The sequence below is a fragment of the Stenotrophomonas sp. HMSC10F06 genome (assembly GCF_001807865.1).
Lineage (GTDB): Bacteria > Pseudomonadota > Gammaproteobacteria > Xanthomonadales > Xanthomonadaceae > Stenotrophomonas > Stenotrophomonas bentonitica_A.
Map to the genome: position 1 here is coordinate 1 of NZ_KV791272.1, position 26,835 is coordinate 26,835.

The following is a 26,835-nucleotide window of genomic DNA, read 5'->3' on the forward strand; positions in this document are numbered from 1 at the left end:
GCGCCGGCGTGGTCTCCAAGATCCTCGAGTAATCTGCTAGAATCTGCGCCCCGATGTTGCCTGGGTAGGGCATCGGGGCGTAATTAAATGGGAAAAGAGGCGCAGGATGCTCCTCGTGTTCCCCAGACCAGGAAGGGTCGCGCCATTCAGGCTTTGTCAACAGTGACCCTGTTGACTGCCAACTTGTATGCGCGCTATACTTTTTGTCTGGGCAGATCGGGAAACCGGTCTGCCTCGATTTTTGAGGTCTACGGAAAGATCTTGTCGCCGCGCAGGAATGTGCGGCGTCTGCATTCAGGATATTCATGGGACAAGGCAACCCAGAGGCCTTGTCCGTCGCTCTTTTAACGAAGGAACCCACCGTCATGGCGGACCAAAAGATCCGGATTCGGCTGAAGGCGTTCGATCATCGTTTGATCGACCGTTCGGCCAGCGAGATCGTAGAAACGGCAAAGCGGACCGGCGCGCAAGTGCGTGGCCCGATCCCCCTGCCGACCAAGATCGAGCGTTACACCATTCTCGTCTCCCCGCACGTCGACAAAGACGCGCGTGACCAGTACGAGACCCGCACGCACAAGCGCGTGCTCGATATCGTTGACCCGAACGACAAGACCGTGGACGCGCTGATGAAGCTCGAACTGGCTGCCGGCGTCGACGTTCAGATCAAGCTGACCTGAGGACTACGACCATGACGAAGAAATATTCGTTGGGCTTCGTGGGCCGCAAGGCTGGCATGAGCCGCGTGTTCACCGAAGATGGCCAGGCCATCCCGGTAACCCTGATTGAAGCAACCCCGAACCGCATCGCGCAGATCAAGACCGTCGAAGCTGACGGCTACAGCGCCGTGCAGGTGACCGTCGGCGCGCGTCGCGCTGCCCTGGTCAACAAGCCGGAAGCCGGTCACTTCGCCAAGGCGAAGGTCGACGCGGGCCGTGGCCTGTGGGAATTCCGCGTTGAAGACGCGCAGCTCGGCGATTTCGCCGTCGGCGGCGAAGTCAAGGCGGACATCTTTGAAGTTGGCCAGAAGGTCGACGTCCAGGGTGTCACCAAGGGTAAGGGCTTCCAGGGCACCATCAAGCGCTACAACTTCCGTATGGGCGATGCAACCCACGGTAACTCGCTGTCGCATCGCGCGCCGGGTTCCTTGGGCCAGCGCCAGACCCCGGGTCGCGTTTTCCCGGGTAAGAAGATGTCCGGCCACATGGGTTCGGTGCAGCAGAGCACCCAGAACCTGGAAGTGGTGAAGGTCGATGTCGAGCGTGGTCTGATCGCGATCCGTGGTGCCGTTCCGGGCGCAGCGGGTGGTGACGTGATCGTTCGTCCGGCTAGCAAGGCATAAGGAGAGATGACGATGGAACTCGTTATCACGGGTAGCAACAACAAGGTCTCGGTCTCCGATGCCGTGTTCGGTCGCGATTTCAGCGAAGATCTGGTTCACCAGGTCGTCGTTGCTTACCGCAACGCCGGTCGCGCCGGCACCAAGGCGCAGAAGACTCGCTCTGAAGTGGCTGGTACCACCAAGAAGTCGAAGAAGCAGAAGGGCGGCGGCGCGCGTCATGGCGCACTGACGGCTCCGATCTTCATCGGCGGCGGTGTCACCTTCGCGGCCAAGCCGCGCAGCTTCGAGCAGAAGGTCAACCGTAAGCAGTACCGTGCAGCCATGTGCGCGATCCTGTCCGAGCTGAACCGCCAGGGCCGTCTGACGATCGTGGAGTCCTTCGATGTCGAAGCGACCAACACCAAGTCGTTGATCGCCAAGCTGGCCGGCCTGGAAGTGGGCAAGCGTCCGCTGATCGTCACCGAAGATGCTTCCGAGCACCTGTACCTGTCGGCCCGCAACATTCCCTACGTGGAAGTGCGTGACGTGCAGGGCCTGGACCCGGTGTCGCTGGTCGGTGCCGACACGGTCGTCATCACCGCTGATGCGGTCAAGAAGGTCGAGGAGTGGCTGGCATGAGCAGCAACGAAAAAGTCTTCAGCGTGCTGCGCGCTCCGCGAGTCTCCGAAAAGACCGCGCGCCTGCAGGAACATTCCAACCAGTATGTCTTCGAAGTTTCGAACGAAGCCACCAAGGCCGATGTAAAGGCCGCGGTCGAGCAGCTGTTCGACGTCAAGGTCGAGTCGGTCAACGTGCTGAACGTGAAGGGCAAGAACAAGTCCTTCCGTAACCGCACCGGCCGCCGCGGCGATTGGCGCAAGGCGTACGTGCGTCTCGCCGATGGCCAGTCCATCGATGTAACGGCCAAGGCCTGAGGTACATCCCATGCCATTGATGAAATTCAAACCCACTTCTCCCGGCCGCCGTTCGGCCGTGCGCGTGGTCACGCCCGATCTGCACAAGGGCGCGCCGCATGCCGCGCTGCTGGAGCCGCAGAGCAAGTCCGGTGGTCGTAACCACCACGGCCGCATCACCACCCGTCACGTGGGTGGTGGTCACAAGCAGCACTACCGTGTCATCGACTTCAAGCGCAACAAGGAAGGCATTCCGGCGCGCGTGGAACGCATCGAATACGATCCGAACCGCACCGCCCATATCGCCCTGCTGTGCTACGTCGACGGCGAGCGCCGCTACATCATCGCACCGAAGGGCCTGAAGGCCGGTGACCAGGTGATCGCGGGTTCGGATGCGCCGATCAAGACCGGCAACACCCTGCCGCTGCGCAACATCCCGGTCGGTACCACTGTCCACGGCATCGAACTGAAGCCGGGCAAGGGTGCTCAGATCGCGCGTGCCGCCGGCGCTGCCGTGCAGCTCGTCGCTCGTGAAGGCATCTACGCCACCCTGCGCCTGCGCTCGGGTGAAATGCGCAAGGTGCCGGTCGAGTGCCGCGCCACCATCGGTGAAGTCGGTAACGACGAACACAACCTGGAAAAGCTGGGCAAGGCTGGCGCCAAGCGCTGGCGTGGTGTCCGCCCGACCGTTCGTGGTGCTGCCATGAACCCGGTTGACCATCCGCACGGTGGTGGTGAGGCGAAGGCCGGCCAGGGCAACCCGCATCCGGTCACCCCGTGGGGTGTCCCCACCAAGGGTTACAAGACGCGCCATAACAAGCGCACCCAGCAATTCATCGTCCGCGATCGTAGGGGCTAATCGACCATGGCACGTTCACTCAAGAAGGGCCCGTTTGTCGATCACCACCTCATCAAGAAGGTGGAAGCCGCTGCGGGTAGCAAGAAGCCGATCAAGACCTGGTCGCGCCGTTCGATGATCCTGCCGGAAATGGTAGGCGTCACCATCGCCGTTCATAACGGTAAGAACCACGTTCCGGTGCTCGTCAACGAGAACATGGTCGGCCACAAGCTCGGCGAATTTGCCATCACCCGGACCTTCAAGGGTCACGGTGGTGACAAGAAGTCGGGCAAGTAAGGAGAGATGACAATGGAAGCGAAAGCAATCCTGCGCTCCGCGCGCATCTCTGCGCAGAAAGCCCGCCTGGTCGCTGACCAGGTGCGTGGCCTGCCGGCCGAGCGTGCGGTCAACCTGCTGAAGTTCTCGGACAAGAAGGCTGCCCACCTGATCAAGAAGGTGGTGGAGTCGGCTATTGCAAACGCCGAGAACAACCAGGGCGCCGACGTCGACGAGCTGAAGGTACAGACCATCATGGTAGATGAAGGTCCGACCCTGAAGCGTTTCATGGCGCGGGCGAAAGGCCGCGGCACCCGCATCCTCAAGCGCACCAGCCACATCACTGTGGTTGTGGGCGCCGGCAAGTAAGCGGAAAGGAAAACACCATGGGTCATAAAGTTCATCCGATTGGTATCCGCCTCGGCATTTCCAAGGACTGGAACTCCAAGTGGTACGCCAACAAGGCCGAGTTTGCTGGTTATCTGGCAGCCGACCTGAAGGTGCGGGACATGCTGCGCAAGAAGCTTGCGCAGGCCGGCATCAGCAAGATCCTGATCGAGCGTCCGGCAAAGACCGCTCGCGTGACGATCCACACCGCCCGTCCGGGCGTGGTGATCGGCAAGCGCGGTGAGGACATCGAGAAGCTGCGCAAGGAAGTGAGCGAAATGATGGGCGTCCCGGCGCACATCAACGTCACCGAAGTGCGTAAACCCGAGCTGGACGCACAGCTGGTTGCCGAGTCGATCGCGCAGCAGCTGGAGCGTCGCATCATGTTCCGCCGCGCGATGAAGCGCTCGGTCGGCAACGCGATGCGCCTCGGTGCCCTGGGCATCAAGGTCAACGTCGGTGGCCGCTTGAACGGCGCGGAAATCGCCCGTTCGGAGTGGTACCGCGAAGGCCGCGTGCCGCTGCATACGCTGCGTGCCGACATCGACTATGGCTTCGCTGAAGCCAAGACGACCTACGGCATCATCGGCATCAAGGTCTGGATCTACAAGGGCGAAGTCTTCGATTTCTCCCAGGTTGGCCAGGAAAAGCAGGACGACTCCCCGCGCAACGATCGTAACGATCGCGGCGACCGCGGTGACCGTCCGTCGCGCCCGGCTCGTGAAGCGAGGTAACGACAATGTTGCAACCCAAGCGAACCAAATACCGCAAGGTACACAAGGGCCGTAACGATGGTCTGAGCTGGAGCGGCAACGCCGTCAGCTTCGGCGAGTACGGCCTGAAGGCAACCGCTCATGGTCAGCTGACCGCGCGTCAGATCGAAGCGGCCCGCCGCTCGATCAGCCGCTACGTCAAGCGCGGCGGCAAGATGTGGATCCGAGTGTTCCCCGACAAGCCGATCACCAAGAAGCCCATCGAAGTCCGAATGGGTTCTGGTAAGGGCAACGTGGAGTACTGGGTAGCCCAGATCCAGCCCGGCCGCATGATCTATGAAATCGAAGGCGTCGCAGAAGACGTGGCACGTGAGGCGTTCCGCCTGGCTGCCGCCAAGCTCTCCGTGACCACCACTTTCGTGACCCGGACGGTGCTCTGATGGATATCAAACAACTTCGCGAAAAGTCGGCTGACGACCTGAAGAGCCACCTGATCGACCTGCGTAAGGAGCAGTTCTCGCTCCGTATGCAGCAGGTCACTGGCCAGCTGCCGAAGACCCACGAAACCCGCCGGGTTCGTCGCGAGATCGCTCGCGTCAAGACCCTGCTCGGCAGCACCAAGTAAGGATGGCCGCGATGAGCGATAACAACGACAGCAAGACGCTGCGCACGGTCGAAGGCCGTGTCGTCAGCAACAAGATGGACAAGACGGTCACCGTGTTGGTGGAGCGCCTGGTCAAGCACGCCCTGTACGGCAAGTACATCAAGCGTTCGACCAAGCTGCACGCACACGACGCCGACAACACCTGCAACGAAGGTGATGTCGTGCGCGTGGCCGAGATTGCTCCGATGTCCAAGACCAAGAACTGGCGCGTGGTGGAAGTCATCACGCGTGCGGCTGAATAAGGAGATCTGAATCATGATCCAGATGCAGAGCTACCTCGACGCCGCGGACAACTCCGGTGCCAAGGAACTGATGTGCATCAAGGTGCTGGGTGGTTCCAAGCGCCGTTATGCCCACATCGGCGACATCATCAAGGTCACCGTGAAGGACGCAATCCCGCGCGGCAAAGTCAAGAAGGGTGAAGTGTATGACGCCGTCGTGGTGCGTACCCGCAAGGGTGTGCGTCGCGCCGATGGCTCGCTGATCCGTTTCGACGGCAACGCCGCGGTCCTGCTCAACAACAAGCAAGAGCCGATCGGCACCCGCATCTTCGGACCGGTGACCCGTGAACTTCGTTCCGAGAAGTTCATGAAGATCGTCTCGCTCGCTCCCGAAGTTCTGTGAGCGCCAGGAGATAATCATGGCTAACCGTATCAAGAAGGGCGACCAGGTCGTCGTCAACACCGGCAAGGACAAGGGCAAGCAGGGCGAAGTCGTCCGCGTCGACGGCGATCGTGTGATCGTCGCCAACGTGAACATCGTCAAGCGCCACACCAAGCCGAACCCGCAGGCAGGCGTTGCCGGCGGCGTGGTCGAGCGTGAAGCGTCGATCCATATCTCCAACGTGAATGTGCTGAACCCGGCTTCGGGCAAGGGCGAGCGCGTTGGCTTCAAGGTGCTGGAGGATGGACGCAAACTGCGTGTGTTCCGCTCCAGCGGTGAGGCGCTCGACGCCTGAGGAATGAGCTGATGAATTCCCGTCTCGAAAAGTTTTACAAGGAAGAAGTGGTGCCGGCGCTGATGAAGCAGTTCGGCTACACCAATCCGATGCAGGTTCCGAAGCTGGTCAAGGTCACCCTGAACATGGGTGTCGGCGAAGCAGCCACGAACAAGAAGATCCTGGAAAATGCCGTCGCCGACATGGCCAAGGTCTCCGGTCAGAAGCCGATCGTGACCAAGTCCCGCGTCTCGGTGGCATCGTTCAAGATCCGCGATGGTTGGCCGATCGGCTGCAAGACCACGCTGCGTCGTGAAAAGATGTACGAGTTCATGGACCGTCTGATCAACATCTCGTTGCCGCGCGTGCGCGACTTCCGTGGTGTTTCGGGTCGTTCCTTCGACGGTCGCGGCAACTTCAACATGGGTGTGAAGGAACAGATCATCTTCCCGGAAATCGACTTCGACGCTGTCGACGCGATCCGCGGCATGGATATCGCCATCACCACCACCGCCAAGACCGATGCGGAAGCGAAGGCGCTGCTCGCAGCGTTCAAGTTCCCGTTCCGTAACTGATACGTCGAGGAATCCGAAATGGCAAAGACCTCCATGGTCAACCGCGACCTCAAGCGTGCGAAGCTGGCCGTCAAGTACGCCGGCAAGCGTGAAGAGCTGAAGAAGATCATCTCCAGCACGACCGCGTCGTACGACGAAAAGGCCGAGGCCGTCATCAAGCTGCAGAAGCTGCCGCGCGACTCGTCGCCGAGCCGTCACCGCAACCGTTGCGAGCTCTCGGGCCGCCCGCGTGGCGTGTACAGCAAGTTCGGCCTGGGCCGTAACAAGCTGCGTGAAGCCACCATGCGTGGCGACGTGCCGGGCCTGCGCAAGGCCAGCTGGTAAGGGATTCGTCCCTTCCACTGCCGCGCGCCTTCACGGCACGGGGCAGGGGGGAGGGGTCGGTTTTCCGGCCCTGATCCCGGATTAAGGGAGCCCGACGCAAGTCGGGCTCTTTTTGCCGTATACTCCCGCGTCTTGCTCCGTCACGGGGGCTGGCGTAGAGCGGGCCGTTGGTCCGCTGAACAGGCAACAAGGGCCCTGGCCCATCCCAGGTAGACACAAGATTTTCGCGAAAGCGGATATCGGTGCACTCAAAGGTATCGACTATGAGCATGACTGATCCCATCGCCGACCTGCTGGTACGCATCAAGAATGCGGCCGCGGTTGGCAAGCAGACGGTGAAAGCACCGTCGTCCAAGATCAAGGTGGCAATCGCAGAGGTGTTGAAGGCCGAAGGCTACATCACCGATCTGCGCGTGACCAAGATCGAGAACAACAAGGCCGAGCTTGAAATCGTCCTGAAGTATTTCGAAGGCAAGCCGGTCATCGAGACCCTGAAGCGCTTCTCGCGTTCGGGTCTGCGCCAGTACCGTGGCAAGTCCGAGCTGCCGAAGGTCCTCAACGGCCTGGGTATCTCCATCATCTCCACCTCCAAGGGCATCATGACTGATGCGCAGGCGCGCCAGTTGGGCGTCGGCGGCGAAGTCCTGTGCTTCGTGGCCTAAGGCGAGAAGGAAACAACTATGTCCCGCGTAGCCAAGAAGCCAGTCAACCTGCCCAAGGGCGTTGAACTGAACATCCAGCCGGAATCCGTCAGCGTGAAGGGCCCGAAGGGCACCCTGTCGCTTGCCAAGGTTGCTGGCGTTGAAATCACTGTCGACAACGGCGTTGCCACCCTGGCCGCCAACGATGCCTCGCTGGTCGCCCTCACCGGCACCGTGCGCGCCATCCTGGCCAACATGGTCCACGGCGTGACCGAAGGCTTCGAGCGCAAGCTCGAGCTGGTCGGCGTCGGTTACCGTGCCGCCATGCAGGGCAAGGACCTGAACCTGTCGCTCGGGTTCTCGCATCCGGTCCTGTTCGTGGCGCCGGAAGGCATCACCATTTCGACCCCGACCCAGACCGAAGTGCTGGTCCAGGGCACCGACAAGCAGCGCGTTGGCGAAGTTGCCGCCAAGATCCGTGGCTTCCGTCCGCCGGAGCCCTACAAGGGCAAGGGTGTGAAGTACGCCGGCGAAGTCATCATTCGTAAGGAAGCCAAGAAGGCGTAACTCACGCCCTCAGCTTTCAAGGAAAAAGATCATGAACAAGAACATCGCTCGTCTGCGTCGTGCCAAGTCGACCCGTGCCCACATCCGTGTGCTCGGCGTGCCGCGTCTGTCGGTGCTGCGCACCGGTCAGCACCTGTACGCCCAGGTCTTCACCGCCGACGGCTCCAAGGTGCTGGCAGCTGCCAACACCACCCAGGCCGACGTCAAGGAAGGCCTGAAGAACGGCAAGAACAGCGACGCCGCCGCCAAGGTTGGCAAGCTGGTCGCCGAGCGCGCCAAGGCTGCGGGCATCGAGAAGGTCGCTTTCGACCGCTCGGGCTACCGCTACCACGGCCGCATCAAGGCACTGGCTGATGCAGCCCGCGAAGGCGGCCTGCAGTTCTAAGGGATAAGGAAGCGGGGCTGGTCCCCGCTTCCGCCTGCCTGCCGGCGCGGGTTGCGCCGGGCGACGTCCTTCTTCTGCAGGGGCGCTCGAATCACCGCTCCATCTCACAGCTATAAGCGGCCCTGAGCCGTACATACTCAATCAATCAAGGAATCAACATGGCAGAAGAACGTCAGCAGCGGGGTCGCGATCGCGATCGCCGCGAAGAGAAAGTCGACGACGGCATGATCGAAAAGCTGGTCGCGGTCAACCGCGTCAGCAAGACCGTCAAGGGCGGCCGCCAGTTCACCTTCACCGCACTGACCGTGGTCGGTGACGGCGCAGGCAAGGTCGGCTTCGGTTACGGCAAGGCGCGTGAAGTGCCGGTCGCGATCCAGAAGTCGATGGAACAGGCTCGCAAGAACCTGGCCACCGTCGATCTGAACAACGGCACCCTGTGGCACCCGGTGAAGTCCGGCCACGGCGCAGCCCGCGTGTTCATGATGCCGGCCTCCGAAGGTACCGGTGTGATTGCCGGTGGTGCCATGCGCGCCGTCCTGGAAGCCGTTGGCGTCAAGAACGTGCTGGCCAAGGCCGTCGGTTCGCGTAACCCGATCAACCTGGTTCGCGCCACGCTGAAGGGTCTGACCGAAATGCAGTCGCCGGTCCGCATCGCGGCCAAGCGCGGCAAGAAGGTGGAGGATCTCAACCATGGCTAATGAAACCGTCAAGACCGTCAAGGTCCGCCTGGTGGCTGGCCTGCGTGGCACCCAGTCGCGTCACCGCCTGTCGGTGCGTGCCCTGGGCCTGAACAAGCTCAACGATGTGCGTGAACTGAAGGACAGCCCGCAGGTTCGCGGCCTGATCAACAAGGTCCACTACCTCGTCAAGGTTGAGGAATAATCCAATGACCATGCATCTGAATGAATTGAGCCCGGCACCGGGCGCTCGTAAAGAGCGCACCCGCGTCGGTCGTGGTATCGGCTCCGGCCTGGGCAAGACCTGCGGCCGCGGCCACAAGGGTTCGTTCGCCCGTAAGGGTGGCGGCAAGATCAAGGCAGGCTTCGAAGGCGGCCAGACCCCCATGCAGCGTCGTCTGCCGAAGGTCGGTTTCCGTTCCAAGATCGCCAAGGACACCGCTGAAGTGCTGTCCTACCAGCTGGAACGCCTGGAAGCCGGCGAGATCGACTTTGCCGCGCTGCGCGCTGCCAAGCTGGTCCCGAGCACCGCCAAGCGTGCCAAGATCGTCATGAAGGGTGACCTGACCAAGGCCTTCACCCTGAAGGGCGTCGCTGCAACGGCCAGTGCCAAGGCCGCGATCGAAGCTGCCGGCGGCAGCGTACAGGAGTAAGACATGGCGCAAGCTGGCATTGGTAACCTCGGCGGCGGGCTCGGCAAGTTCACGGAACTCCGCCAGCGCCTGCTGTTCGTCATCGGGGCATTGATCGTCTACCGCATCGGCTGTTATGTGCCGGTGCCTGGCGTCAATCCCGATGCCATGCTTGCGCTCATGCAGGCGCAGGGCGGCGGCATCGTGGACATGTTCAACATGTTCTCGGGCGGCGCCCTGCACCGTTTCAGCATTTTCGCGCTGAACGTGATGCCGTACATCTCGGCATCCATCGTGATGCAGCTGGCGGTCCACATCTTCCCGGCATTGAAATCGATGCAGAAGGAAGGTGAATCGGGTCGTCGCAAGATCACCCAATATTCCCGCATCGGCGCCGTGTTGCTGGCGGTGGTGCAGGGCGGCAGCATCGCGCTGGCGCTGCAGAACCAGGTCTCCCCGGGCGGTGCCCCGGTCGTCTACGCACCGGGCATGGGCTTCGTGCTCACCGCCATCGTCGCGCTGACCGCCGGTACCATCTTCCTGATGTGGGTCGGTGAGCAGGTCACCGAGCGCGGCATCGGCAACGGTGTGTCGCTGATCATCTTCGCCGGCATCGTGGCCGGCCTGCCGGGCGCGGTCATCCACACCGTGGAAGCCTACCGCGACGGCAACATGAGCTTCATCGCCCTGCTGCTGATCGTGCTGGTGGTGCTGGCCTTCACCTACTTCGTGGTGTTCGTCGAGCGCGGCCAACGCCGCATCACGGTGAACTACGCACGTCGCCAGGGTGGCCGCAACGCGTACATGAACCAGACCTCGTTCCTGCCGCTGAAGCTGAACATGGCGGGCGTGATCCCGGCCATCTTCGCCTCGAGCATCCTGGCGTTCCCGACGACGCTGGCGATGTGGTCCGGCCAGGCCAGCTCGGCCACGTGGCTGCAGAAGGTCGCCAACGCCCTCGGGCCGGGCGAGCCGCTGCACATGATCGTGTTCGCTGCGCTGATCAGTGGCTTTGCGTTCTTCTACACCGCGCTGGTGTTCAACTCGCAGGAAACCGCCGACAACCTGAAGAAGTCGGGCGCGCTGATTCCGGGCATCCGTCCGGGCAAGGCCACCGCCGACTACGTGGATGCCGTGCTGACCCGCCTGACGGCTGCCGGTTCGCTGTACCTGGTGATCGTCTGCCTGCTGCCGGAAATCCTGCGCACCCAGCTGGGCGCCTCGTTCTACTTCGGCGGCACCTCGCTGCTGATCGTGGTGGTGGTGGTGATGGACTTCATCGCCCAGATCCAGGCGCACCTGATGTCTCACCAGTATGAGAGCCTGTTGAAGAAGGCCAACCTGAAGGGCGGCAACCGCGGCGGTTTTGCCCGCGGCTGATTGACCTGTTACACTAGTCTTCTTGTTGTGAAGGCCCTCCGGTTCCCGGACTGGCCTTCCAAATCGAAGGGCGGCCCCTGCAGCGGTTTCGGGTGGGGGTGTGATGTGGTGGTCCCGCGCGGGAGTAGCGCGGGCGGCGGCGAGGGCAACCTCTGCAGTCAACGACATCCGGCGCCGGAGCATGGGCACACTCCCCACGCCGGGTCCATGGAACCTCAAGGTTCCACGGGCTTCCCAGTAAACCGAGACCTTGATAGAATCGCTAGTTCACTTTTTTGATCCATCCTGCCGGATTGGCGCGCCCATGGTGCGCTGTCGGCCATCACTCAGCTGGAGAACCGCGTCATGGCGCGTATTGCAGGCGTCAACCTGCCAGCCCAGAAGCACGTCTGGGTCGGGTTGCAAAGCATTTACGGCATCGGCCGTACCCGTTCGAAGAAGGTCTGCGACGCCGCAGGCGTGACCTCGACCACCAAGATCCGCGATCTGTCGGAGCCGGAAATCGAGCGTCTGCGTCTCGAAGTCGGCAAGTACATCGTGGAAGGCGATCTGCGCCGTGAAATCGGTATCGCGATCAAGCGCCTGATGGACCTGGGCTGCTACCGCGGTCTGCGTCACCGTCGCGGTCTGCCGCTTCGTGGCCAGCGCACCCGTACCAACGCCCGCACCCGCAAGGGCCCGCGCAAGGCGATCAGGAAGTAAGGGACCTAAGAAATGGCTAAGCCCGTCGCTAAGACCAAGAAGAAGATCAAGCGCGTCGTCACTGACGGCGTCGCCCACGTCCATGCTTCTTTCAACAACACCATCGTGACCATCACCGACCGTCAGGGCAACGCTCTGTCGTGGGCGACCTCCGGTGGCGCTGGCTTCCGCGGTTCGCGTAAGTCCACTCCGTTCGCGGCCCAGGTGGCTGCCGAGAAGGCCGGCCGTGCCGCGCTCGACTACGGCGTCAAGTCCCTGGAAGTCCGCATCAAGGGCCCGGGTCCGGGTCGTGAGTCGGCCGTGCGCTCGCTGAACAACGTGGGCTACAAGATCACCAACATCATCGACGTGACGCCAATCCCGCACAACGGGTGCCGTCCGCCGAAGAAGCGTCGCGTCTAAAGGAGCGATAAGAAATGGCTCGTTATATCGGTCCTACCTGTAAGCTCGCCCGCCGCGAAGGCGCCGACCTTTCCCTCAAGAGCCCGGCCCGTGCGCTGGACTCCAAGTGCAAGCTGGAGCAGAAGCCCGGCCAGCACGGCGCCACTGCCCGTAAGGGCAAGCTGTCCGACTACGCTACCCAGCTGCGCGAAAAGCAGAAGGTCAAGCGTATCTACGGTCTGCTGGAGCGTCAGTTCCGCAACTACTACAAGAAGGCCTCGACCAAGAAGGGCAACACCGGCGAGAACCTGCTGCAGTTGCTGGAAACCCGTCTGGACAACGTCGTCTATCGCATGGGCTTCGCTGTGACCCGTCCGGCTGCCCGTCAGCTGGTCTCGCACCGCGGCGTCACCGTGAACGGCAAGTCGGTCAACCTGGCTTCGTACCAGGTCAAGGCTGGCGACGCCGTCGCTCTGTCCGAGAAGGCTGCCAAGCAGCTGCGCGTTCAGGAAGCCCTGACCGTGTCTGCCACGCATGACCTGCGTCCGTCGTGGGTTGAAGTTGATTCCGGCAAGTTCGCCGGCATCTTCAAGGCCGTGCCGGATCGTTCGGACCTGCCTGCGGATATCAACGAAGCGCTGATCGTCGAGTTGTATTCGAAGTAATTCACATTGGAGAACCTCCGGGTCACACCGGAGGTTCGCAGGAGAACCCGCAACATGACGGTTACCGCCAACCAGGTTCTGCGTCCTCGCGGTCCGCAGATCGAACGCCTTACCGATACCCGCGCCAAGGTCGTCATCGAACCCTTGGAGCGTGGTTACGGGCATACGCTGGGCAACGCCCTGCGTCGCGTGCTGCTGTCGTCCATCCCGGGCTTCGCCATCACGGAAGTCGAAATCGATGGCGTACTGCACGAGTACACCACGCTCGAAGGCTTGCAGGAGGACGTGCTGGAAGTCCTGCTCAACCTGAAGGACGTGGCCATCCGCATGCATACCGGTGACAACGCTACGTTGTCGCTGTCCAAGCAGGGTCCGGGTGTCGTGACCGCTGCTGATATCAAGCTGGACCACAACGTCGAAGTCCTCAACAACGACCATATCATTTGCCACCTGACCAAGGACACGGCAATCAATATGCGTCTGAAGATCGAGCGTGGTTTCGGCTACCAGCCGGCGGCCGCGCGTCGTCGTCCGGATGAAGAAACCCGTGCCATCGGCCGTCTGGTCCTGGACGCCTCGTTCTCGCCGGTCCGTCGCGTCGCCTATTCGGTGGAAGCGGCCCGCGTTGAACAGCGTACCGATCTGGACAAGCTGGTGCTGGACATCGAAACCAACGGCACGATCGATGCCGAGGAAGCCGTGCGCACTGCCGCCGACATCCTCAGCGATCAGCTGTCGGTCTTCGGTGACTTCACCCACCGCGACCGCGGTGCGGCCAAGCCGGCCAACAACGGCGTGGATCCGGTGCTGCTGCGCCCGATCGACGACCTGGAACTGACCGTGCGTTCGGCCAACTGCCTCAAGGCAGAGAGCATCTATTACATCGGCGATCTGATCCAGAAGACCGAAGTGGAGCTGCTCAAGACCCCGAACCTCGGCAAGAAGTCGCTGACCGAGATCAAGGAAGTCCTCGCACAGCGCGGCCTTTCGCTCGGCATGAAGCTGGAGAACTGGCCGCCGGCCGGTGTCGCCCAGCACGGCATGCTCGGCTGATCCAGCGCTACGCAAGATGCTTGACCCCGCACCTTCGGGTGCGGGGGCTTCACCGGCAACACCCCGCACCGACAGGTCGATAGCCTGCGGTGACGGCCAGCCAGGACGGCTGGCACCGGACCATCCGCAGTCCAAGCAGCAACGCCAGGATGGCGACAGCGATACCCAACCGATCCAACATTCACTTCAGGAATCACCGTCATGCGTCATATGAAGTCCGGTCGCAAGTTCAACCGCACCAGCGCCCATCGCGAAGCAATGTTCAAGAACATGGCCGCGTCGCTGTTCAAGCACGAGCTGATCAAGACCACCCTGCCCAAGGCCAAGGAACTGCGCCGCGTTGCCGAGCCGCTGATCACCCTGGCCAAGGTTGATTCGGTTGCCAACCGTCGTCTGGCGTTTGCTCGCCTGCGCGACAACGAAGCCGTCGGCAATCTGTTCACCACCCTGGGCCCGCGTTACGCGAACCGTCCGGGCGGCTACCTGCGTCTGCTGAAGTGTGGTTTCCGCGCTGGCGACAATGCGCCGATGGCCTACGTGGAGCTGGTCGATCGTCCGGCCGCTGTGGCTGAAGCCGTCGAAGAGTAATCTTCGAGCTGTACCTGTTATTCGGTGAAGAACCCGGCCTTGTGCCGGGTTTTTCCGTTTCTGCGGGGTTGATAAGGGCCAAGGCCAAGGCCACGGCCACGGCCACGGCAAGAGCATGGCGCTGCGGGCGAGGGTGGGGCGTCGGCGCGGGTGGGTTGGCGGGACACGCCGTAAATCCGTCCATGGAGGCTCATGTCGCGCCATCCATGGCGCTCATGGTCCCGACAACCCACCCCCCGCGCCAACGCCTGCACACATGGTCGGTGCGCATGGGGTAAAGCGGGGGCTGTGCGCGGCGTAGGTAGAGCCGGCCGTTGGCCGGCTGCGTGGCGGCTGGTCGCGGCCCTGTTAATCTTGGCGCCTGGACTTTCACGAGTGTTGGCAATGAATCCATTGCGTTGGAGTTTCCGCGCCCAGTTCCTGCTGGGGTTCCTGGTCTGCGCGGCGCTGTTGGGGTATGCGATCTTCCTGCAGCTGAAGATGGGGCTGGAGCCGTGCCCGTTGTGCATCTTCCAGCGGATCGCGTTCGCGGCGCTGGGGCTGCTGTTCCTGATCGGGGCGCTGCACGGTCCGCGTGATCCGGCCGGGCGGAAGACGTATGGCGTGCTGGCCTTCATCGCGGCGGCTGTCGGTATCGGCATTGCCGGGCGCCATGTGTATGTGCAGTTGCTGCCGCAGGACATGGGCTCGAGCTGCGGGCCACCGTTGAGCTTCCTCAGCGAGACGATGGGGCCGTTCGAGGTGTTCCGCACGGTGCTGACCGGTACCGGCAACTGCGGCAACATCGATTGGCAGTTCCTGGGCCTGACGATGCCGATGTGGAGCCTGGTGTGGTTCGCGGCATTGGCGCTGTGGGCGCTGGTGACGGCGTTCCGTGCGCGTCGCCGCCACTGAGGTCGCATCCGGCCGTCTCCGCCCTGGCACGCGTTGCGCGGCCAGGTCGGAGGCTGCGGTCAGGTCTGGATGTTCCCGGCCCCATCCGGTCGCAAGGTGTCAGGGCACCGCTCAGAAGTCCTGCTGCAGGCTGAGGTAGGCGCCACGGCGCGGGCCCCACTGCGGGGCGAAGACGCCGATCCCGCCGCCGTCGCGCAGCTGGTAGCTGCGGTCCAGTGCGTTGACCAGGGCCAGCTGTGCGTGCAGCGGGTGGCCGCTGTCGGCGTTGAAGTCGTGGCCGGCGCTCAGGTTGAGCTGGAGGTAGGCGGGGAGTTCGCCACCGTTGGGGACGCCGTCGGCGTCCGAGCGCAGGCCGCTACCGAAGACGTAGTCGGCGCCAAGACGATTGTGGCCGGCGAAGGCGTAGCTGATGCCGCCGGAGGAGGTCAGTTTCTGGTCGTGGTCCAGGTGGATCCAGTTGTCCTGGACATAGGCCAGTGCTTCCGGATCCAGGTTGTACTGGCCGGTGATGACCTGCTTGCCCATGGCCTTGTTGTAGGCCGCGTTGACGTAGGCGCTGAGCGGGCCATTGCTGTAGTCGGCGCTGAATTCCACGCCGTGGATATGCCCGTGGCGATAGTTGAAGGTCGAGTAGATATAGGCGGCGCCGAACTGGCCTTCGTCCTGCAGCCGGTCGACCTTGCGGTCATAGGCGTCCAGGCCGAGGGTGAGGTGATCGCCGATCTGCTGGGAGACGCCGATGTCGTAGTAATCGCTGCGCTCGGACAGCGGGATCGTGCTGCCGCCGGCCGGTTGCTGGTTGGTGGTGCCCTCATAGAGGGCGATGTCGCTGCTGGCTACCAGTTCGCTGGCCGGTGGGGTGAAGTAGCGCGAGTAGCCGGCGTGCACGGTGGTGCTGTCGCTGGCGTTCCAGACCACGCCCAGGCGCGGGCTGAGCTGGCCCTCGGTGCCACCGAAGGCCTTGTAACGGTCGCCGCGCAGGCCGTAGTTGATCGTCCAGTCGTCGCCCAGGCGCCATTCGTCCTGCAGGTAGACAGCCGTGGTGGTGGCGTTGAAGGCATTGGCGTCGAGTATGCGCAGCGGCGTCGTGCTGGCCTGCTGGCCGTCGGCATCGACCGGGAAGACCCAGGTCTCGCTGCCGGCGCGGGCGCGCTCGGCGTTGACGTACAAGCCATAGCGCAGCGTGTGGTTCTCACCCAGCGGCGTGGAGAAATCGGCCTGCACGCTGTTGGCGCGATTGCTGCGCTCCACCTGCGAGGCCACGCCGTTGAAGATGAGGTCGCCGGCGAGGTCCGGGTCGAAGGACAGGTCGCTGTAGCGCTGGCCGGCCGAGACCTGGTAGGCGGTGTCGCCCACTGTTCCCTGCAGCACCAGCATGCCGAAGCGGGTGGTCTCGCGCTGGTTTTCGTCCAGCGCGGCCGAGTCGGCGTTCACCGTATCCAGGTAGCCGAACTGCGGGCTCTGGCCGGGGTTGACCGGAATCTGGAAGCGGTTGTCGGAGAAGCCGGCGAACAGGCTCAGGCGGGTGGCGTCGTTGACCAGGTAGGTCAGGTCGGCGAACGCCTTGCCCTGGTGGGTGTCATCGTGGTCCGGCCGGCGCGAGGCGGTGGGATTTTCCATGCCGATCTGGTTCTGGTCGTAGTTGCCGGTCAGGTACCAGCTCCAGCGGCCCTGGCTGCCCCACCACGAGGCGTTGGGGTTGACCTTGCCGTAGGAGCCGGCGGTGAGGCCGGCGCTGCCGCCATTGCCCAGCTCGGCGCCGCTGCGTGTGGTGATGTCGACCACGGCGGCGGTGCGCTCGCCAAACTGTGCCGGCAGGGCGCCATCCATCAGGCGGAGGCTCTTGATCGCGCGGGCGTCCAAGGTCTGGCCGAAGCCGGAGATCGATTCGGGCAGCAGCACGCCGTTGAGCCGGTACTGCAGGTTGGCGTGGTCGCCGCGCACGTGCACGCCGCCGTACGAGTCTTGGACCACGCCCGGTGCCTGCAGCAGCACCTGGTTCAACGGGGTGGAGGCACCCAGCGGCAGGTTCTGGATGTCTTCGGCGGTGATCTGGTACTGGCTGCTGCCGATATCCGGCGACAGGGCGTTGCGCGCCTGGTCGAGCTGGGCGCTGACGGTGACGGCATCCAGATCGGTGACGGCGGGGGTGGCGTTGGCAGGGGCGGCGGCGAGGGCGGGCAGGCCGGTCAAGGCCAGGGAAACAGCAATACCGGTAGCAAGCAGGGAGGGCTTCATGAGGATGGCTTGGCTGGGCGATGGAGGAGGGGCCGGCCTGGCAAGTGTTACTCCGTAACAAATCATGCGCCTGTCCGATGCCGCTGGACCATGCGCGATCTGGCCGATCGCCGTGTCCTTTCTTCAGCGTTCAGCCTCCGGGCGCGTGCCCGCCCCTTTGCGCCGGCGGCGCGCTCTGCGACCATGACCGGCCCCACACCCCGGAAGTCCGTGATGAGCCTGTCCGCCCCCCCCGTAGGCGATCCCGCCGCGACCGCCGTCGACGCTGCCTGGTCGCCGGAGAGCTGGCGTGGCAAGCCGGCGCTGCAGATGCCGACCTACCCGGACCCGCTGGCGCTGGATGCCTCGCTGCACGAGCTCAAGCGGCTGCCGCCGCTGGTGACCTCCTGGGAGATCCTGGCGCTCAAGCAGCAGCTGGCCGATGCCCAGGAAGGCAAGCGCTTCCTGCTGCAGGGCGGTGACTGCGCGGAGAACTTCAGCGACTGCGAATCCACCACCATCTCCAACCGGCTCAAGGTGCTGCTGCAGATGAGCCTGGTGCTGGTACACGGCATGCGCAAGCCGGTGATCCGGGTTGGGCGTTTCGCCGGGCAGTACGCCAAGCCGCGCTCGGCCGATACCGAAACCCGCGACGGCGTGACCCTGCCCAGCTACCGCGGCGACGTGATCAATGCGCCGGAATTCACCGAAGCTGCCCGTCTGCCGGACCCGCGCCGGATGCTGCAGGCGCATGCGCATTCGGCGATGACGATGAACTTCGTGCGGGCGCTGATCGATGGCGGCTTCGCCGATCTGCACCACCCCGAGTACTGGAACCTGGAGTGGGTGCGGCATTCGCCGCTGGCCACCGATTACCAGAAGATGGTGTCCTCGATCGGCGACGCGGTGCGCTTCATGGAAACGCTGTCCGGCACGCAGGTGTACAACCTCAACCGGATCGACTTCTACACCTCGCACGAAGCGCTGCTGCTGCCCTACGAGCAGGCGCTGACCCGGCAGGTGCCGCGCCAGCAGGGTTGGTTGAACCTGAGCACGCACTACCCGTGGATCGGCATGCGCACCGCGGCGCTGGATGGCGCGCACGTGGAATACCTGCGTGGCGTGCGCAATCCGATCGCGATCAAGGTCGGCCCGTCCGTGCAGCCGGACCAGCTGCTGCGCCTGATCGATGTGCTCAACCCCGATGACGAACCGGGTCGCCTGAGCTTCATCCACCGGATGGGCGCGGCGCAGATCGCCGAGAAGCTGCCGCCGCTGTTGAATGCGGTCAAGCGCGATGGCCGGCGCGTGCTGTGGGTGTGCGATGCGATGCATGGCAATACCGAGAGCACCAGCAATGGCTACAAGACGCGCCGTTTCGACAATGTGCGTGGCGAGGTCGAGATGTCCTTCGATCTGCATGCCGCGGCCGGCACGCGGTTGGGCGGCGTGCACCTGGAGCTGACCGGGGAGGACGTGACCGAATGCACCGGCGGCGCCCGCGAGCTGACCGAACGCGACCTGGAGCGTGCCTACCGCTCCTCCGTCGATCCGCGCCTGAACTACGAGCAGTCGCTGGAGATCGCGATGGCGATCGTGCGCAAGCAGGCGCATTACGCCGACTGACCCGGGGGCGTGTCCTCGACACGCACCTTACATTCGTCTGACACCCCGGTCATGGTGGTACCGGCATCCTGTGGACTTCCTTGCGAAGAACACAGGAGCGTGCAGTGACCGTGGACTGGCAGCAGGCAGCGCTGTATCTATGGCCGATCTCGATCGCACTGGTGATCGGGATCACGGGCTGGTGGTTGCTGATGGCGTTGACGCGGCGCTTGAAAAACCGCGATTACCGCCGCGCCCGCATCGCGCGCGTGATCAGCCGTCCGCTGGCGTTCGCGCTGCCGCTGCTGCTGCTGATTCCCGCGCTGGAAGCCACGCCGCTGCACGGGCGTTGGCTGGACCAGTCACTGCGCCTGCTGCACATTGGCCTGACCGGCTGCTTCATCTGGCTGCTGGTGCGCGCGGTCGCTGCCGGCGAGCAGGCGATCCTGCGCGACCACCCGATGGAGGTGGCCGACAATCTCGAAGCGCGTCGCATCCAGACCCAGACCCGCGTGCTGAGCCGCGTGCTGATGGGCGCGATCATCCTGATCGGCGTCTCGCTGATCCTGCTGACCTTCCCGATGGTGCGCCAGATCGGCACCGCGCTGCTGGCCTCGGCCGGCATCATCGGCCTGGTCGCCGGTATCGCGGCCAAGCCGGTGTTCGGCAACCTGATCGCCGGCCTGCAGATCGCCTTGACCCAGCCGATCCGGCTGGACGATGTGGTGATCGTGGAAGGTGAGTGGGGCCGGGTGGAGGAGATCAACAGCAGCTACGTGGTGGTGCGGATCTGGGATGCGCGGCGGATGGTGGTGCCCCTGACGTGGTTCATCGAGCACCCGTTCCAGAACTGGACACGGCGCAGTGCGGACCTGCTCGGCACTGCCTTCCTGTGGCTGGATTACACCGCGCCGATCCCGGCGATCCGCGCTGAACTGGAGCGGATCTGCAAAGGCGAGGCACTGTGGGACGGCCAGGTCAGCGTAACCCAGGTGACCGAAACCAGCGAGCACACCCTGCAGGTGCGCCTGCTGGTGAGCGCGCGCAACTCCGGCGATGCATTTGATCTGCGCTGCATCGTGCGCGAGCGGATGCTCGATTTCCTGGCGCGCGAGCATCCGCAGGCGCTGCCGCGCACCCGTGCCGAGCTCAACCAGGAAGTGACGCCGACGCGCCGGCCGCGCTCGCAGCCGGCCGAGGATGTGCGCTCGCCCGGGGCCGAGGATGGTGAGCCGGCGATCCTGCCGGACCCGGGTGATGCATCCCGGTAGTGCCGGCCGCCGGCCGGCAAACGCATGGACCCTGTGCCGGGATTGCGTGGTTGCCGGCCAGCGGCCGGCACTACCGAGGTGGGGCGTACGTTATCGGGTAGGTACCGACCGTTGGTCGGTACACGCCCGTCAGGGCGCGACGGCGTTCGTCAGCAGACTGTCGGTCTGGAAGCGTGGTGGGCGGCGCGCCCGCGTGCGCTGCTCGTAGGCGTAGCCCAGTTCGATCAGGCGCGGCTCGCTCCACGCGGTGCCCATGAACAGCAGGCCCAGCGGCAGGCCGTTCACGTGCGCCATGGGCACGGTCAGGCTCGGGTAGCCGGCCACGGCGGCAGCGCTGTAGCTCTCGCCCGGGAAGTCATCGCCACTGCCCGGCCGGATCGGCCAGGCCACGCCGGTGGTCGGGGCCACCAGCGCATCCAGTTTCTGCTCGCGCAGCACCGCATCGATGCCCTCGGGGCCGGCCAGGCGGCGTGCGTCACTGCGCGCGCGGATGTACGCCGGGGTGCCCGGCCCGCCCATGGCGGCAGCGGTTTCCATCAGGTCCTGGTCGAACAGCGCCAGCTCCTTGCCCGCGTGCTGCCGGTTCCAGGCGATCACGTCCTCCAGGCTGCGCACCGGGGCCTGGTAGGTGGTGAAGTAGCGCTGCAGCCCGGCCTTGAACTCGTGCATCAGCACGATGCGTTCGGCGTCCTGCCACTGGCCCTGGGTCGGCAGCTGCACCGGCACCACGGTGGCGCCGGCGTCGCGCAGCACGGCCACGGCATGCTGCAGGGCCGGGGCGATGCCCGGCTTCTGCATCAGGTCGCCATACAGCACGCCGACCCGCGCGCCGCGCAGGCCATCGGCGTTCAGGCGGGAGGTGTAGTCGTAGACCGCGCGCCCGGGCATGGTCGCGGTGGCCGGGTCGGCCTCGTCGCGGCCGGCCATGGCGGTCAGCAGGGCCGCCGCATCGGCGACGCTGCGCGCCATCGGGCCGGCGGTGTCCTGGCTGAAGGAGATCGGGAGGATGCCTTCCCGGCTGACCAGGCCGACGGTCGGTTTCAGCCCGACCACGCCGTTGACGGCGGCCGGGCAGACGATGCTGCCATCGGTTTCCGTTCCGATCGCCGCCACCGCCAGATTGGCCGACACCGCCACCGCGCTGCCGCTGCTGGAGCCGCAGGGGCTGTGGCTGAGCCGATACGGGTTGCGGGTCTGTCCGCCACGCGCGCTCCAGCCAGAGACCGATTGGCTGGAGCGAAAGTTGGCCCATTCGCTCAGGTTGGTCTTGCCCAGGATCAGCGCGCCGGCCGCGCGCAGCCGCTTGACCAGGAACGCATCGTCGGGGCGGAAGCCTTCCAGTGCGAGCGAGCCGGCAGTGGTACTCATGGGGCTGGCGCCGATGTTGTCCTTGAGCAGCACCGGGATGCCGTGCAGCGGGCCGCGGAGCTGGCCCCGGCGGCGCTCGGCGTCCAGTTGGGCGGCCTCGCGCAGTGCGTCCGGATTGAGCTCGATGACCGCGCGCAGGCGCGGGCCGGCGCGGTCGAGGCGGGCGATGCGGTCCAGGTAGGCGCGGGCCAGGGTGACGCTGTCCAGCTCGCCGCTGGCCATGCGCGCCTGCAGATCGGCGATGTCGGCTTCGGCGTAGGCGAAGGGAATCGGCGCGCTGGTGGGCGGTGCCGCGGCAGGCGACTCACGGGCGTGCAGGGGCGCCGGGCCCGGGCTGCAGCCGGCCAGTGCGATGAGCATCAGTGATGTCAGTGTCAGGCGCATGCCTGTCCCCCCGAACCGGCCGACAGGCTAACCAGCACAGACGGCGCTTGGCAACTCAAGCCGCGTTGGCGGCCTTGCCATGGCGTTTGCGGATATCGCGGGCGAGCACGCCGACCACGATCAGATTGATCACCAGCACCGACCACGAGGCCCAGCCCGGGTGACGGAGAATGGCGTAGATATCGAACGGCAGGTAGATGCCGGCGGTGACGCAGCCCAGCCAGGAGGCCCAGGCTTTGGCGCGCCAGAGGCCCCAGGCCTCGAAAAGGTGCAGGACGCCATAGGCGACCATCGCAGCAGCCGCCAGATGCACGGCATCGGGGCTGATCATGTTGAGCAGCGAGGGCAGGGTGCCGTGATCCGGGTCCAGACTGAACCGGCGGATCAAGGCATTGACCGCATCGCGCAGGGGCTGCGGGCCGAGCATTTCCAGCCCGGTCGCAGCCAACAGCGCCAGAACCGCCTTGCTGGCTTCCAGCAAGGCGATCAGGTGAAGCCCCGGATGCTTGTGAGGATCCGGGTTGTAGGGCTTGTCGGTCACGACAGGGTCCTATCAGCCGCCGCGCGATGCCTTCTTGCGGTCGCTTTCGGTCAGGCCCTTCTTGCGCAGGCGGATTTCCTTCGGGGTGATCTCGACCAGCTCGTCGTCTTCGATGAAGTCCAGGGCCTGCTCCAGCGAGTACTTGATCGCCGGGGTCAGCTGGATCGCATCGTCCTTGCCCGAAGCGCGCATGTTGGTCAGCGGCTTGGTCTTGATCGCGTTGACGGTCAGGTCGTTGTCCTTGGAGTGGATGCCGACCAGCTGGCCTTCATACACGTTGTCGCCTTCAGCAGCGAACAGCTTGCCGCGTTCCTGCAGCGGGCCCAGGGAGTACGCCGGGGTGGCACCCGGAGCATTGGCGATCATCACGCCGTTCTGGCGCTTGGCGATCGAACCCTGTTCCTTCGGGCCGTAATGATCGAACACGTGGAACAGCAGGCCCGAACCCTGGGTCAGGGTCTTGAACTCGTTCTGGAAACCGATCAGGCCACGGGCCGGGATCTGGTATTCCAGGCGCACGCGGCCCTTGCCGTCCGGCTCCATGTTCTTCAGCTGGCCCTTGCGGGTACCCAGCTTTTCCATCACGCCGCCCTGGTGCTGCTCTTCGATGTCCACCACCAGCTGCTCGATCGGCTCCATGGCCTGGCCGTCGATCTGCTTGATGATCACTTCCGGGCGCGACACGGCCAGCTCGTAGCCTTCACGACGCATGTTCTCGATCAGCACCGACAGGTGCAGTTCGCCACGGCCGGAGACCAGGAACTTGTCGGCGTCTTCCAGCTGTTCCACCTTCAGGGCCACGTTGTGGACCTGCTCGCGGTCCAGGCGGTCCTTGATCTGGCGGCTGGTCAGGAACTTGCCACCGGACAGGTCCTTGTTGCCGGCGAACGGCGAGTTGTTGACCTGGAAGGTCATCGAGATCGTCGGCTCATCGACGGTCAGCGCCGGCAGCGCTTCCGGGGTGTCCGGGTGGCACAGGGTGTCGGAGATGGTCAGTTCCGGGATGCCCGAGATGGCGATGATGTCACCGGCCTCGGCGGTATCCTGCTCGATGCGCTCCAGGCCCAGGAAGCCCAGCACCTGCGCGACCTTGCCGTTGCGCTTCTTGCCTTCGCGATCGATGACCGCGACCTGCATGTTCTTCTTCAGGGTGCCGCGCTGCACGCGACCGATGCCGATCACGCCCACGAAGTTGTTGTAGTCCAGCTGGCTGATGCGCATCTGGAACGGACCTTCCGGGTCCACTTCCGGCTTCGGCGCGTGCTGCATGATCGCTTCGTACAGCGGGGTCATGTCGCCGTCGCGCACGGTGTCTTCCAGGCCGGCGTAGCCGTTCAGGGCCGAGGCGTAGACGATCGGGAAGTCCAGCTGCTCATTGGTGGCGCCGAGCTTGTCGAACAGGTCGAAGACCTGGTCGATCACCCAATCCGGACGCGAGCCCGGACGGTCGACCTTGTTGACCACGACGATCGGCTTGAAGCCCATCGCGAAGGCCTTCTGGGTCACGAAGCGGGTCTGCGGCATCGGGCCGTCCATCGCATCGACGAGGATCAGCACGGTGTCGACCATCGACAGCACGCGCTCCACTTCGCCGCCGAAGTCGGCGTGTCCCGGGGTGTCGACGATGTTGATCCGGTTCTTGATGCCGGTCTTCTTGTCTTCCCAGGTAATGGCCGTGTTCTTGGCCAGGATGGTGATGCCGCGTTCCTTTTCCTGGTCATTGCTGTCCATCACGCGCTCGGCGAGCACGGTGCGCTCGGAGAGGGTGCCGGACTGCTTGAGCAGCTGGTCGACGAGGGTGGTCTTACCGTGGTCGACGTGGGCGACGATGGCGATGTTGCGAAGATTTTCGATAGACATGCGAAAGGGGGCCAGTCGGCGCCGGATTTGGAAAAAGAAGTCCAACATTATACGGCCAAGATGACCAATCGCGAAAAGTGCGTCGCAAGCCTTGCCGGACGGGCATTCAGGTAGTGCCGGCCGCTGGCCGGCAACCCCGTGATCCCCGGCAGGTTTTGCCTGGCTGCTGGCCAACGGCCGGCACGACCGCCGTCCCTGAGGCATTCAGCCGCCGTCCCTGAGGCATTCAGCAAAGCGTGTCCGTGCCGGCGCGGAGGTACCTGGGCGCGTGGCGACGCGTTTGTCCAACAGGCGCCCGTTGGTCAGGGGGCGCGGTGTATCCTATGGGGCTAACGACAAACCCCCGTACCCCAAGGATTTGCATGTCCCTCATCGCCACTTTCGACACCACCCAGGGCCCGATCAAGGTCGAGCTGTTCGCCGACAAGGCCCCGCTGACGGTCGCCAACTTCGTGAACCTGGTCAAGCACGGCTTCTATGACGGCCTGATCTTCCACCGCGTCATCCCCGACTTCATGATCCAGGGCGGCTGCCCGCAGGGTCGTGGCACCGGCGGCCCGGGCTACAAGTTCGAAGATGAAAAGAATGGCGTGAAGCATCAGGTCGGTTCGCTGTCGATGGCCAATGCCGGCCCGAACACCAACGGCAGCCAGTTCTTCATCACCCACATCAAGACCGATTGGCTGGACGGCAAGCACACCGTGTTCGGCCAGGTCCTGGACGGCCAGGCCATCGTGGACTCGGTCAAGCAGGGCGATGTGATCCATTCGATCACCCTGGAAGGCGACACCGACGCCGTGCTGGCCGCCCAGGCCGAGCGCGTGGCGGAGTGGAACAAGCTGATCCCCAGCGCCTGATCCGATCCCGACGGCCCCCTGTGAAGGGGGCCGTTTTTACGATTCTTAGCAGAGGAAATCCCCATGAAAGCACCTGTTCGTGTTGCCGTGACCGGCGCCGCCGGCCAGATCGGCTACGCCCTGCTGTTCCGCATCGCCTCCGGCGACATGCTGGGCAAGGACCAGCCGGTCATCCTGCAGCTGCTCGAGCTGCCGGTCGACAAGGCCCAGGCCGCCCTGCGCGGCGTGATGATGGAACTGGAAGACTGCGCGTTCCCGCTGCTGGCCGGCATGGTCGGTACCGACGACGCTGAAGTCGCCTTCAAGGACGCCGACATCGCCCTGCTGGTCGGCGCGCGTCCGCGCGGCCCGGGCATGGAGCGCAAGGATCTGCTGCTGGAAAACGCGAAGATCTTCACCGCCCAGGGCGCCGCACTGAACAAGGTCGCCAAGCGTGACGTGAAGGTGCTGGTGGTCGGCAACCCGGCCAACACCAACGCCTACATCGCCATGAAGTCGGCGCCGGACCTGAACCCGCGCAACTTCACCGCCATGCTGCGCCTGGACCACAACCGCGCGCTGAGCCAGCTGTCGACCAAGCTCGGCAAGCCGGTCGGTGGCATGGAAAAGCTGATCGTGTGGGGCAACCACAGCCCGACCATGTACCCGGACTACCGTTTCGCCACCGCCGATGGTGCCTCCATCGCCGAGGCGATCAACGACCAGGAATGGAACGCATCGACCTTCATCCCGACCGTGGGCAAGCGCGGCGCGGCGATCATCGAAGCGCGTGGCTCGTCCTCGGCAGCCTCGGCCGCCAATGCCGCCGTCGACCACATCCGTGACTGGGTGCTGGGCAGCAACGGCAAGTGGGTCACCATGGGCGTGCCGTCCGACGGCTCCTACGGCATTCCGGAAGGCGTGATCTTCGGCTTCGCGGTCACCACCGAGAACGGCGAGTACACCCTGGTGAAGGATCTGCCGGTCGACGACTTCAGCCAGAAGTACATCGACAAGACCCTGGCCGAGCTGGAAGAAGAGCGCGCCGGCGTCGCCCACCTGCTGGGCTGATCGCACGCCGCGACAGGTGCTGGCCGTTGGTCGGTGCCTGATGGAAGAAACGCCGGGCATTGCCCGGCGTTTTTTTTTGGTTCTTCGCCCATGGGCGGTGCAGGTAGAGGCGCGTGCTGAGTCTTTTCCTCCGCGGCGGTCGGTGGGTCGGGCGCTGGGCCCCCATACCCT

General features: G+C 64.3%; 36 protein-coding genes. 32 read left to right on the forward strand and 4 right to left on the reverse strand.

Annotated elements, in window-relative coordinates:
• The first annotated feature begins 365 nt into the window (after window positions 1-365).
• The 28 genes from rpsJ to HMPREF3113_RS09050 all read left to right on the forward strand — a co-directional run bounded on the left by rpsJ (window position 366) and on the right by HMPREF3113_RS09050 (window position 15,511).
• A complete protein-coding gene (rpsJ, locus tag HMPREF3113_RS08915) occupies window positions 366-677 on the forward strand; it encodes a 30S ribosomal protein S10 (protein ID WP_010341589.1) in 312 nt (103 codons plus the stop codon).
• Window positions 678-688: 11 nt separating this feature from the next.
• A complete protein-coding gene (rplC, locus tag HMPREF3113_RS08920) occupies window positions 689-1,339 on the forward strand; it encodes a 50S ribosomal protein L3 (protein WP_019186145.1) in 651 nt (216 codons plus the stop codon).
• A gap of 12 nt (window positions 1,340-1,351) precedes the next feature.
• On the forward strand, window positions 1,352-1,957 hold the full coding sequence (gene rplD, locus HMPREF3113_RS08925; protein WP_019186146.1) for a 50S ribosomal protein L4: 606 nt from the start codon (window positions 1,352-1,354) through the stop codon (window positions 1,955-1,957).
• Entirely contained in the window at window positions 1,954-2,253 is a 300-nt protein-coding gene (gene rplW, locus HMPREF3113_RS08930; protein WP_019186147.1) for a 50S ribosomal protein L23, read from the forward strand. The genes rplD and rplW overlap by 4 nt, the downstream gene beginning before the upstream one ends.
• A gap of 10 nt (window positions 2,254-2,263) precedes the next feature.
• On the forward strand, window positions 2,264-3,091 hold the full coding sequence (rplB, locus tag HMPREF3113_RS08935; RefSeq protein WP_017355408.1) for a 50S ribosomal protein L2: 828 nt from the start codon (window positions 2,264-2,266) through the stop codon (window positions 3,089-3,091).
• Between the two features lie 6 nt (window positions 3,092-3,097).
• On the forward strand, window positions 3,098-3,367 hold the full coding sequence (gene rpsS, locus HMPREF3113_RS08940; protein ID WP_019186148.1) for a 30S ribosomal protein S19: 270 nt from the start codon (window positions 3,098-3,100) through the stop codon (window positions 3,365-3,367).
• Between the two features lie 12 nt (window positions 3,368-3,379).
• Window positions 3,380-3,715, forward strand: a complete 336-nt coding sequence (rplV, locus tag HMPREF3113_RS08945; protein WP_017355410.1) for a 50S ribosomal protein L22 — start codon at window positions 3,380-3,382, stop codon at window positions 3,713-3,715.
• A 17-nt stretch (window positions 3,716-3,732) separates the two neighbouring features.
• Complete coding sequence (gene rpsC / locus HMPREF3113_RS08950; RefSeq protein ID WP_019186149.1) at window positions 3,733-4,467, forward strand: 30S ribosomal protein S3; 735 nt, start codon at window positions 3,733-3,735, stop codon at window positions 4,465-4,467.
• A 5-nt stretch (window positions 4,468-4,472) separates the two neighbouring features.
• On the forward strand, window positions 4,473-4,886 hold the full coding sequence (rplP, locus tag HMPREF3113_RS08955; protein WP_019186150.1) for a 50S ribosomal protein L16: 414 nt from the start codon (window positions 4,473-4,475) through the stop codon (window positions 4,884-4,886).
• A complete protein-coding gene (rpmC, locus tag HMPREF3113_RS08960; protein ID WP_019186151.1) occupies window positions 4,886-5,071 on the forward strand; it encodes a 50S ribosomal protein L29 in 186 nt (61 codons plus the stop codon). Before rplP ends, rpmC begins: the two co-directional genes overlap by 1 nt.
• Window positions 5,072-5,082: 11 nt before the next feature.
• A complete protein-coding gene (gene rpsQ / locus HMPREF3113_RS08965) occupies window positions 5,083-5,352 on the forward strand; it encodes a 30S ribosomal protein S17 (RefSeq protein WP_019186152.1) in 270 nt (89 codons plus the stop codon).
• A 13-nt stretch (window positions 5,353-5,365) separates the two neighbouring features.
• A complete protein-coding gene (gene rplN, locus HMPREF3113_RS08970) occupies window positions 5,366-5,734 on the forward strand; it encodes a 50S ribosomal protein L14 (RefSeq protein ID WP_019186153.1) in 369 nt (122 codons plus the stop codon).
• 16 nt (window positions 5,735-5,750) lie between these two features.
• Window positions 5,751-6,068 (forward strand): 50S ribosomal protein L24, encoded by a 318-nt coding sequence (rplX, locus tag HMPREF3113_RS08975; protein WP_017355416.1) that lies wholly within the window; start codon window positions 5,751-5,753, stop codon window positions 6,066-6,068.
• Between the two features lie 11 nt (window positions 6,069-6,079).
• The gene (gene rplE / locus HMPREF3113_RS08980) at window positions 6,080-6,622 is read left to right on the forward strand and encodes a 50S ribosomal protein L5 (protein WP_019186154.1); all 543 of its coding nucleotides are present in this window, start codon (window positions 6,080-6,082) and stop codon (window positions 6,620-6,622) included.
• A gap of 18 nt (window positions 6,623-6,640) precedes the next feature.
• On the forward strand, window positions 6,641-6,946 hold the full coding sequence (rpsN, locus tag HMPREF3113_RS08985; RefSeq protein ID WP_019186155.1) for a 30S ribosomal protein S14: 306 nt from the start codon (window positions 6,641-6,643) through the stop codon (window positions 6,944-6,946).
• A gap of 263 nt (window positions 6,947-7,209) precedes the next feature.
• Entirely contained in the window at window positions 7,210-7,608 is a 399-nt protein-coding gene (rpsH, locus tag HMPREF3113_RS08990; protein WP_019186156.1) for a 30S ribosomal protein S8, read from the forward strand.
• 18 nt (window positions 7,609-7,626) lie between these two features.
• Window positions 7,627-8,154 carry a 50S ribosomal protein L6 gene (rplF, locus tag HMPREF3113_RS08995; RefSeq protein WP_019186157.1) on the forward strand — a complete coding sequence of 176 codons (528 nt, stop codon included), beginning with the start codon at window positions 7,627-7,629 and terminating at the stop codon, window positions 8,152-8,154.
• 31 nt (window positions 8,155-8,185) lie between these two features.
• Window positions 8,186-8,539: a 50S ribosomal protein L18 gene (gene rplR, locus HMPREF3113_RS09000; protein ID WP_019186158.1), complete on the forward strand. Its 354-nt coding sequence runs from the start codon at window positions 8,186-8,188 to the stop codon at window positions 8,537-8,539.
• Between the two features lie 158 nt (window positions 8,540-8,697).
• On the forward strand, window positions 8,698-9,237 hold the full coding sequence (gene rpsE, locus HMPREF3113_RS09005) for a 30S ribosomal protein S5 (protein ID WP_019186159.1): 540 nt from the start codon (window positions 8,698-8,700) through the stop codon (window positions 9,235-9,237).
• On the forward strand, window positions 9,230-9,421 hold the full coding sequence (gene rpmD, locus HMPREF3113_RS09010) for a 50S ribosomal protein L30 (RefSeq protein WP_019186160.1): 192 nt from the start codon (window positions 9,230-9,232) through the stop codon (window positions 9,419-9,421). Before rpsE ends, rpmD begins: the two co-directional genes overlap by 8 nt.
• Before the next feature lie 4 nt (window positions 9,422-9,425).
• Window positions 9,426-9,869 (forward strand): 50S ribosomal protein L15, encoded by a 444-nt coding sequence (gene rplO, locus HMPREF3113_RS09015; protein ID WP_019186161.1) that lies wholly within the window; start codon window positions 9,426-9,428, stop codon window positions 9,867-9,869.
• 3 nt (window positions 9,870-9,872) lie between these two features.
• Entirely contained in the window at window positions 9,873-11,228 is a 1,356-nt protein-coding gene (secY, locus tag HMPREF3113_RS09020) for a preprotein translocase subunit SecY (protein WP_019186162.1), read from the forward strand.
• 345 nt (window positions 11,229-11,573) lie between these two features.
• On the forward strand, window positions 11,574-11,930 hold the full coding sequence (rpsM, locus tag HMPREF3113_RS09025) for a 30S ribosomal protein S13 (protein WP_019186163.1): 357 nt from the start codon (window positions 11,574-11,576) through the stop codon (window positions 11,928-11,930).
• Between the two features lie 12 nt (window positions 11,931-11,942).
• Window positions 11,943-12,332, forward strand: coding sequence for a 30S ribosomal protein S11 (gene rpsK / locus HMPREF3113_RS09030; RefSeq protein WP_017355427.1), 390 nt, complete (start codon window positions 11,943-11,945; stop codon window positions 12,330-12,332).
• Between the two features lie 14 nt (window positions 12,333-12,346).
• Window positions 12,347-12,976 (forward strand): 30S ribosomal protein S4, encoded by a 630-nt coding sequence (rpsD, locus tag HMPREF3113_RS09035; RefSeq protein ID WP_019186164.1) that lies wholly within the window; start codon window positions 12,347-12,349, stop codon window positions 12,974-12,976.
• Between the two features lie 54 nt (window positions 12,977-13,030).
• A complete protein-coding gene (gene rpoA / locus HMPREF3113_RS09040) occupies window positions 13,031-14,029 on the forward strand; it encodes a DNA-directed RNA polymerase subunit alpha (RefSeq protein ID WP_019186165.1) in 999 nt (332 codons plus the stop codon).
• Window positions 14,030-14,230: 201 nt separating this feature from the next.
• The gene (rplQ, locus tag HMPREF3113_RS09045) at window positions 14,231-14,617 is read left to right on the forward strand and encodes a 50S ribosomal protein L17 (protein ID WP_019186166.1); all 387 of its coding nucleotides are present in this window, start codon (window positions 14,231-14,233) and stop codon (window positions 14,615-14,617) included.
• A gap of 384 nt (window positions 14,618-15,001) precedes the next feature.
• Entirely contained in the window at window positions 15,002-15,511 is a 510-nt protein-coding gene (locus HMPREF3113_RS09050) for a disulfide bond formation protein B (protein WP_019186167.1), read from the forward strand.
• Between the two features lie 111 nt (window positions 15,512-15,622).
• Here HMPREF3113_RS09050 and HMPREF3113_RS09055 read toward each other — a convergent pair whose 3' ends face one another.
• A complete protein-coding gene (locus HMPREF3113_RS09055) occupies window positions 15,623-17,749 on the reverse strand; it encodes a TonB-dependent receptor (RefSeq protein WP_070471828.1) in 2,127 nt (708 codons plus the stop codon).
• 213 nt (window positions 17,750-17,962) lie between these two features.
• On the opposite strand from HMPREF3113_RS09055, the gene HMPREF3113_RS09060 reads away from it, so the two are divergent.
• Together HMPREF3113_RS09060 and HMPREF3113_RS09065 are read left to right on the forward strand one after the other, a co-directional pair.
• Window positions 17,963-19,354 (forward strand): class II 3-deoxy-7-phosphoheptulonate synthase, encoded by a 1,392-nt coding sequence (locus HMPREF3113_RS09060; protein WP_070471829.1) that lies wholly within the window; start codon window positions 17,963-17,965, stop codon window positions 19,352-19,354.
• A gap of 110 nt (window positions 19,355-19,464) precedes the next feature.
• Window positions 19,465-20,604 carry a mechanosensitive ion channel family protein gene (locus tag HMPREF3113_RS09065; protein WP_070471830.1) on the forward strand — a complete coding sequence of 380 codons (1,140 nt, stop codon included), beginning with the start codon at window positions 19,465-19,467 and terminating at the stop codon, window positions 20,602-20,604.
• 129 nt (window positions 20,605-20,733) lie between these two features.
• On the opposite strand, the gene HMPREF3113_RS09070 is transcribed toward HMPREF3113_RS09065, so the two are convergent.
• The 3 genes from HMPREF3113_RS09070 to typA are packed head-to-tail and all read right to left on the reverse strand — an operon-like array spanning window position 20,734 to window position 24,757.
• Window positions 20,734-22,356 carry an amidase gene (locus HMPREF3113_RS09070; RefSeq protein WP_026070243.1) on the reverse strand — a complete coding sequence of 541 codons (1,623 nt, stop codon included), beginning with the start codon at window positions 22,354-22,356 and terminating at the stop codon, window positions 20,734-20,736.
• Between the two features lie 55 nt (window positions 22,357-22,411).
• Window positions 22,412-22,897 carry a DUF2127 domain-containing protein gene (locus HMPREF3113_RS09075; protein WP_019186172.1) on the reverse strand — a complete coding sequence of 162 codons (486 nt, stop codon included), beginning with the start codon at window positions 22,895-22,897 and terminating at the stop codon, window positions 22,412-22,414.
• Between the two features lie 12 nt (window positions 22,898-22,909).
• Window positions 22,910-24,757: a translational GTPase TypA gene (gene typA / locus HMPREF3113_RS09080; protein WP_026070244.1), complete on the reverse strand. Its 1,848-nt coding sequence runs from the start codon at window positions 24,755-24,757 to the stop codon at window positions 22,910-22,912.
• 362 nt (window positions 24,758-25,119) lie between these two features.
• On the opposite strand from typA, the gene HMPREF3113_RS09085 reads away from it, so the two are divergent.
• A complete protein-coding gene (locus HMPREF3113_RS09085) occupies window positions 25,120-25,614 on the forward strand; it encodes a peptidylprolyl isomerase (RefSeq protein WP_019186174.1) in 495 nt (164 codons plus the stop codon).
• Window positions 25,615-25,677: 63 nt separating this feature from the next.
• Window positions 25,678-26,664, forward strand: a complete 987-nt coding sequence (locus HMPREF3113_RS09090; protein WP_019186175.1) for a malate dehydrogenase — start codon at window positions 25,678-25,680, stop codon at window positions 26,662-26,664.
• The last annotated feature ends 171 nt before the right edge of the window (window positions 26,665-26,835 follow it).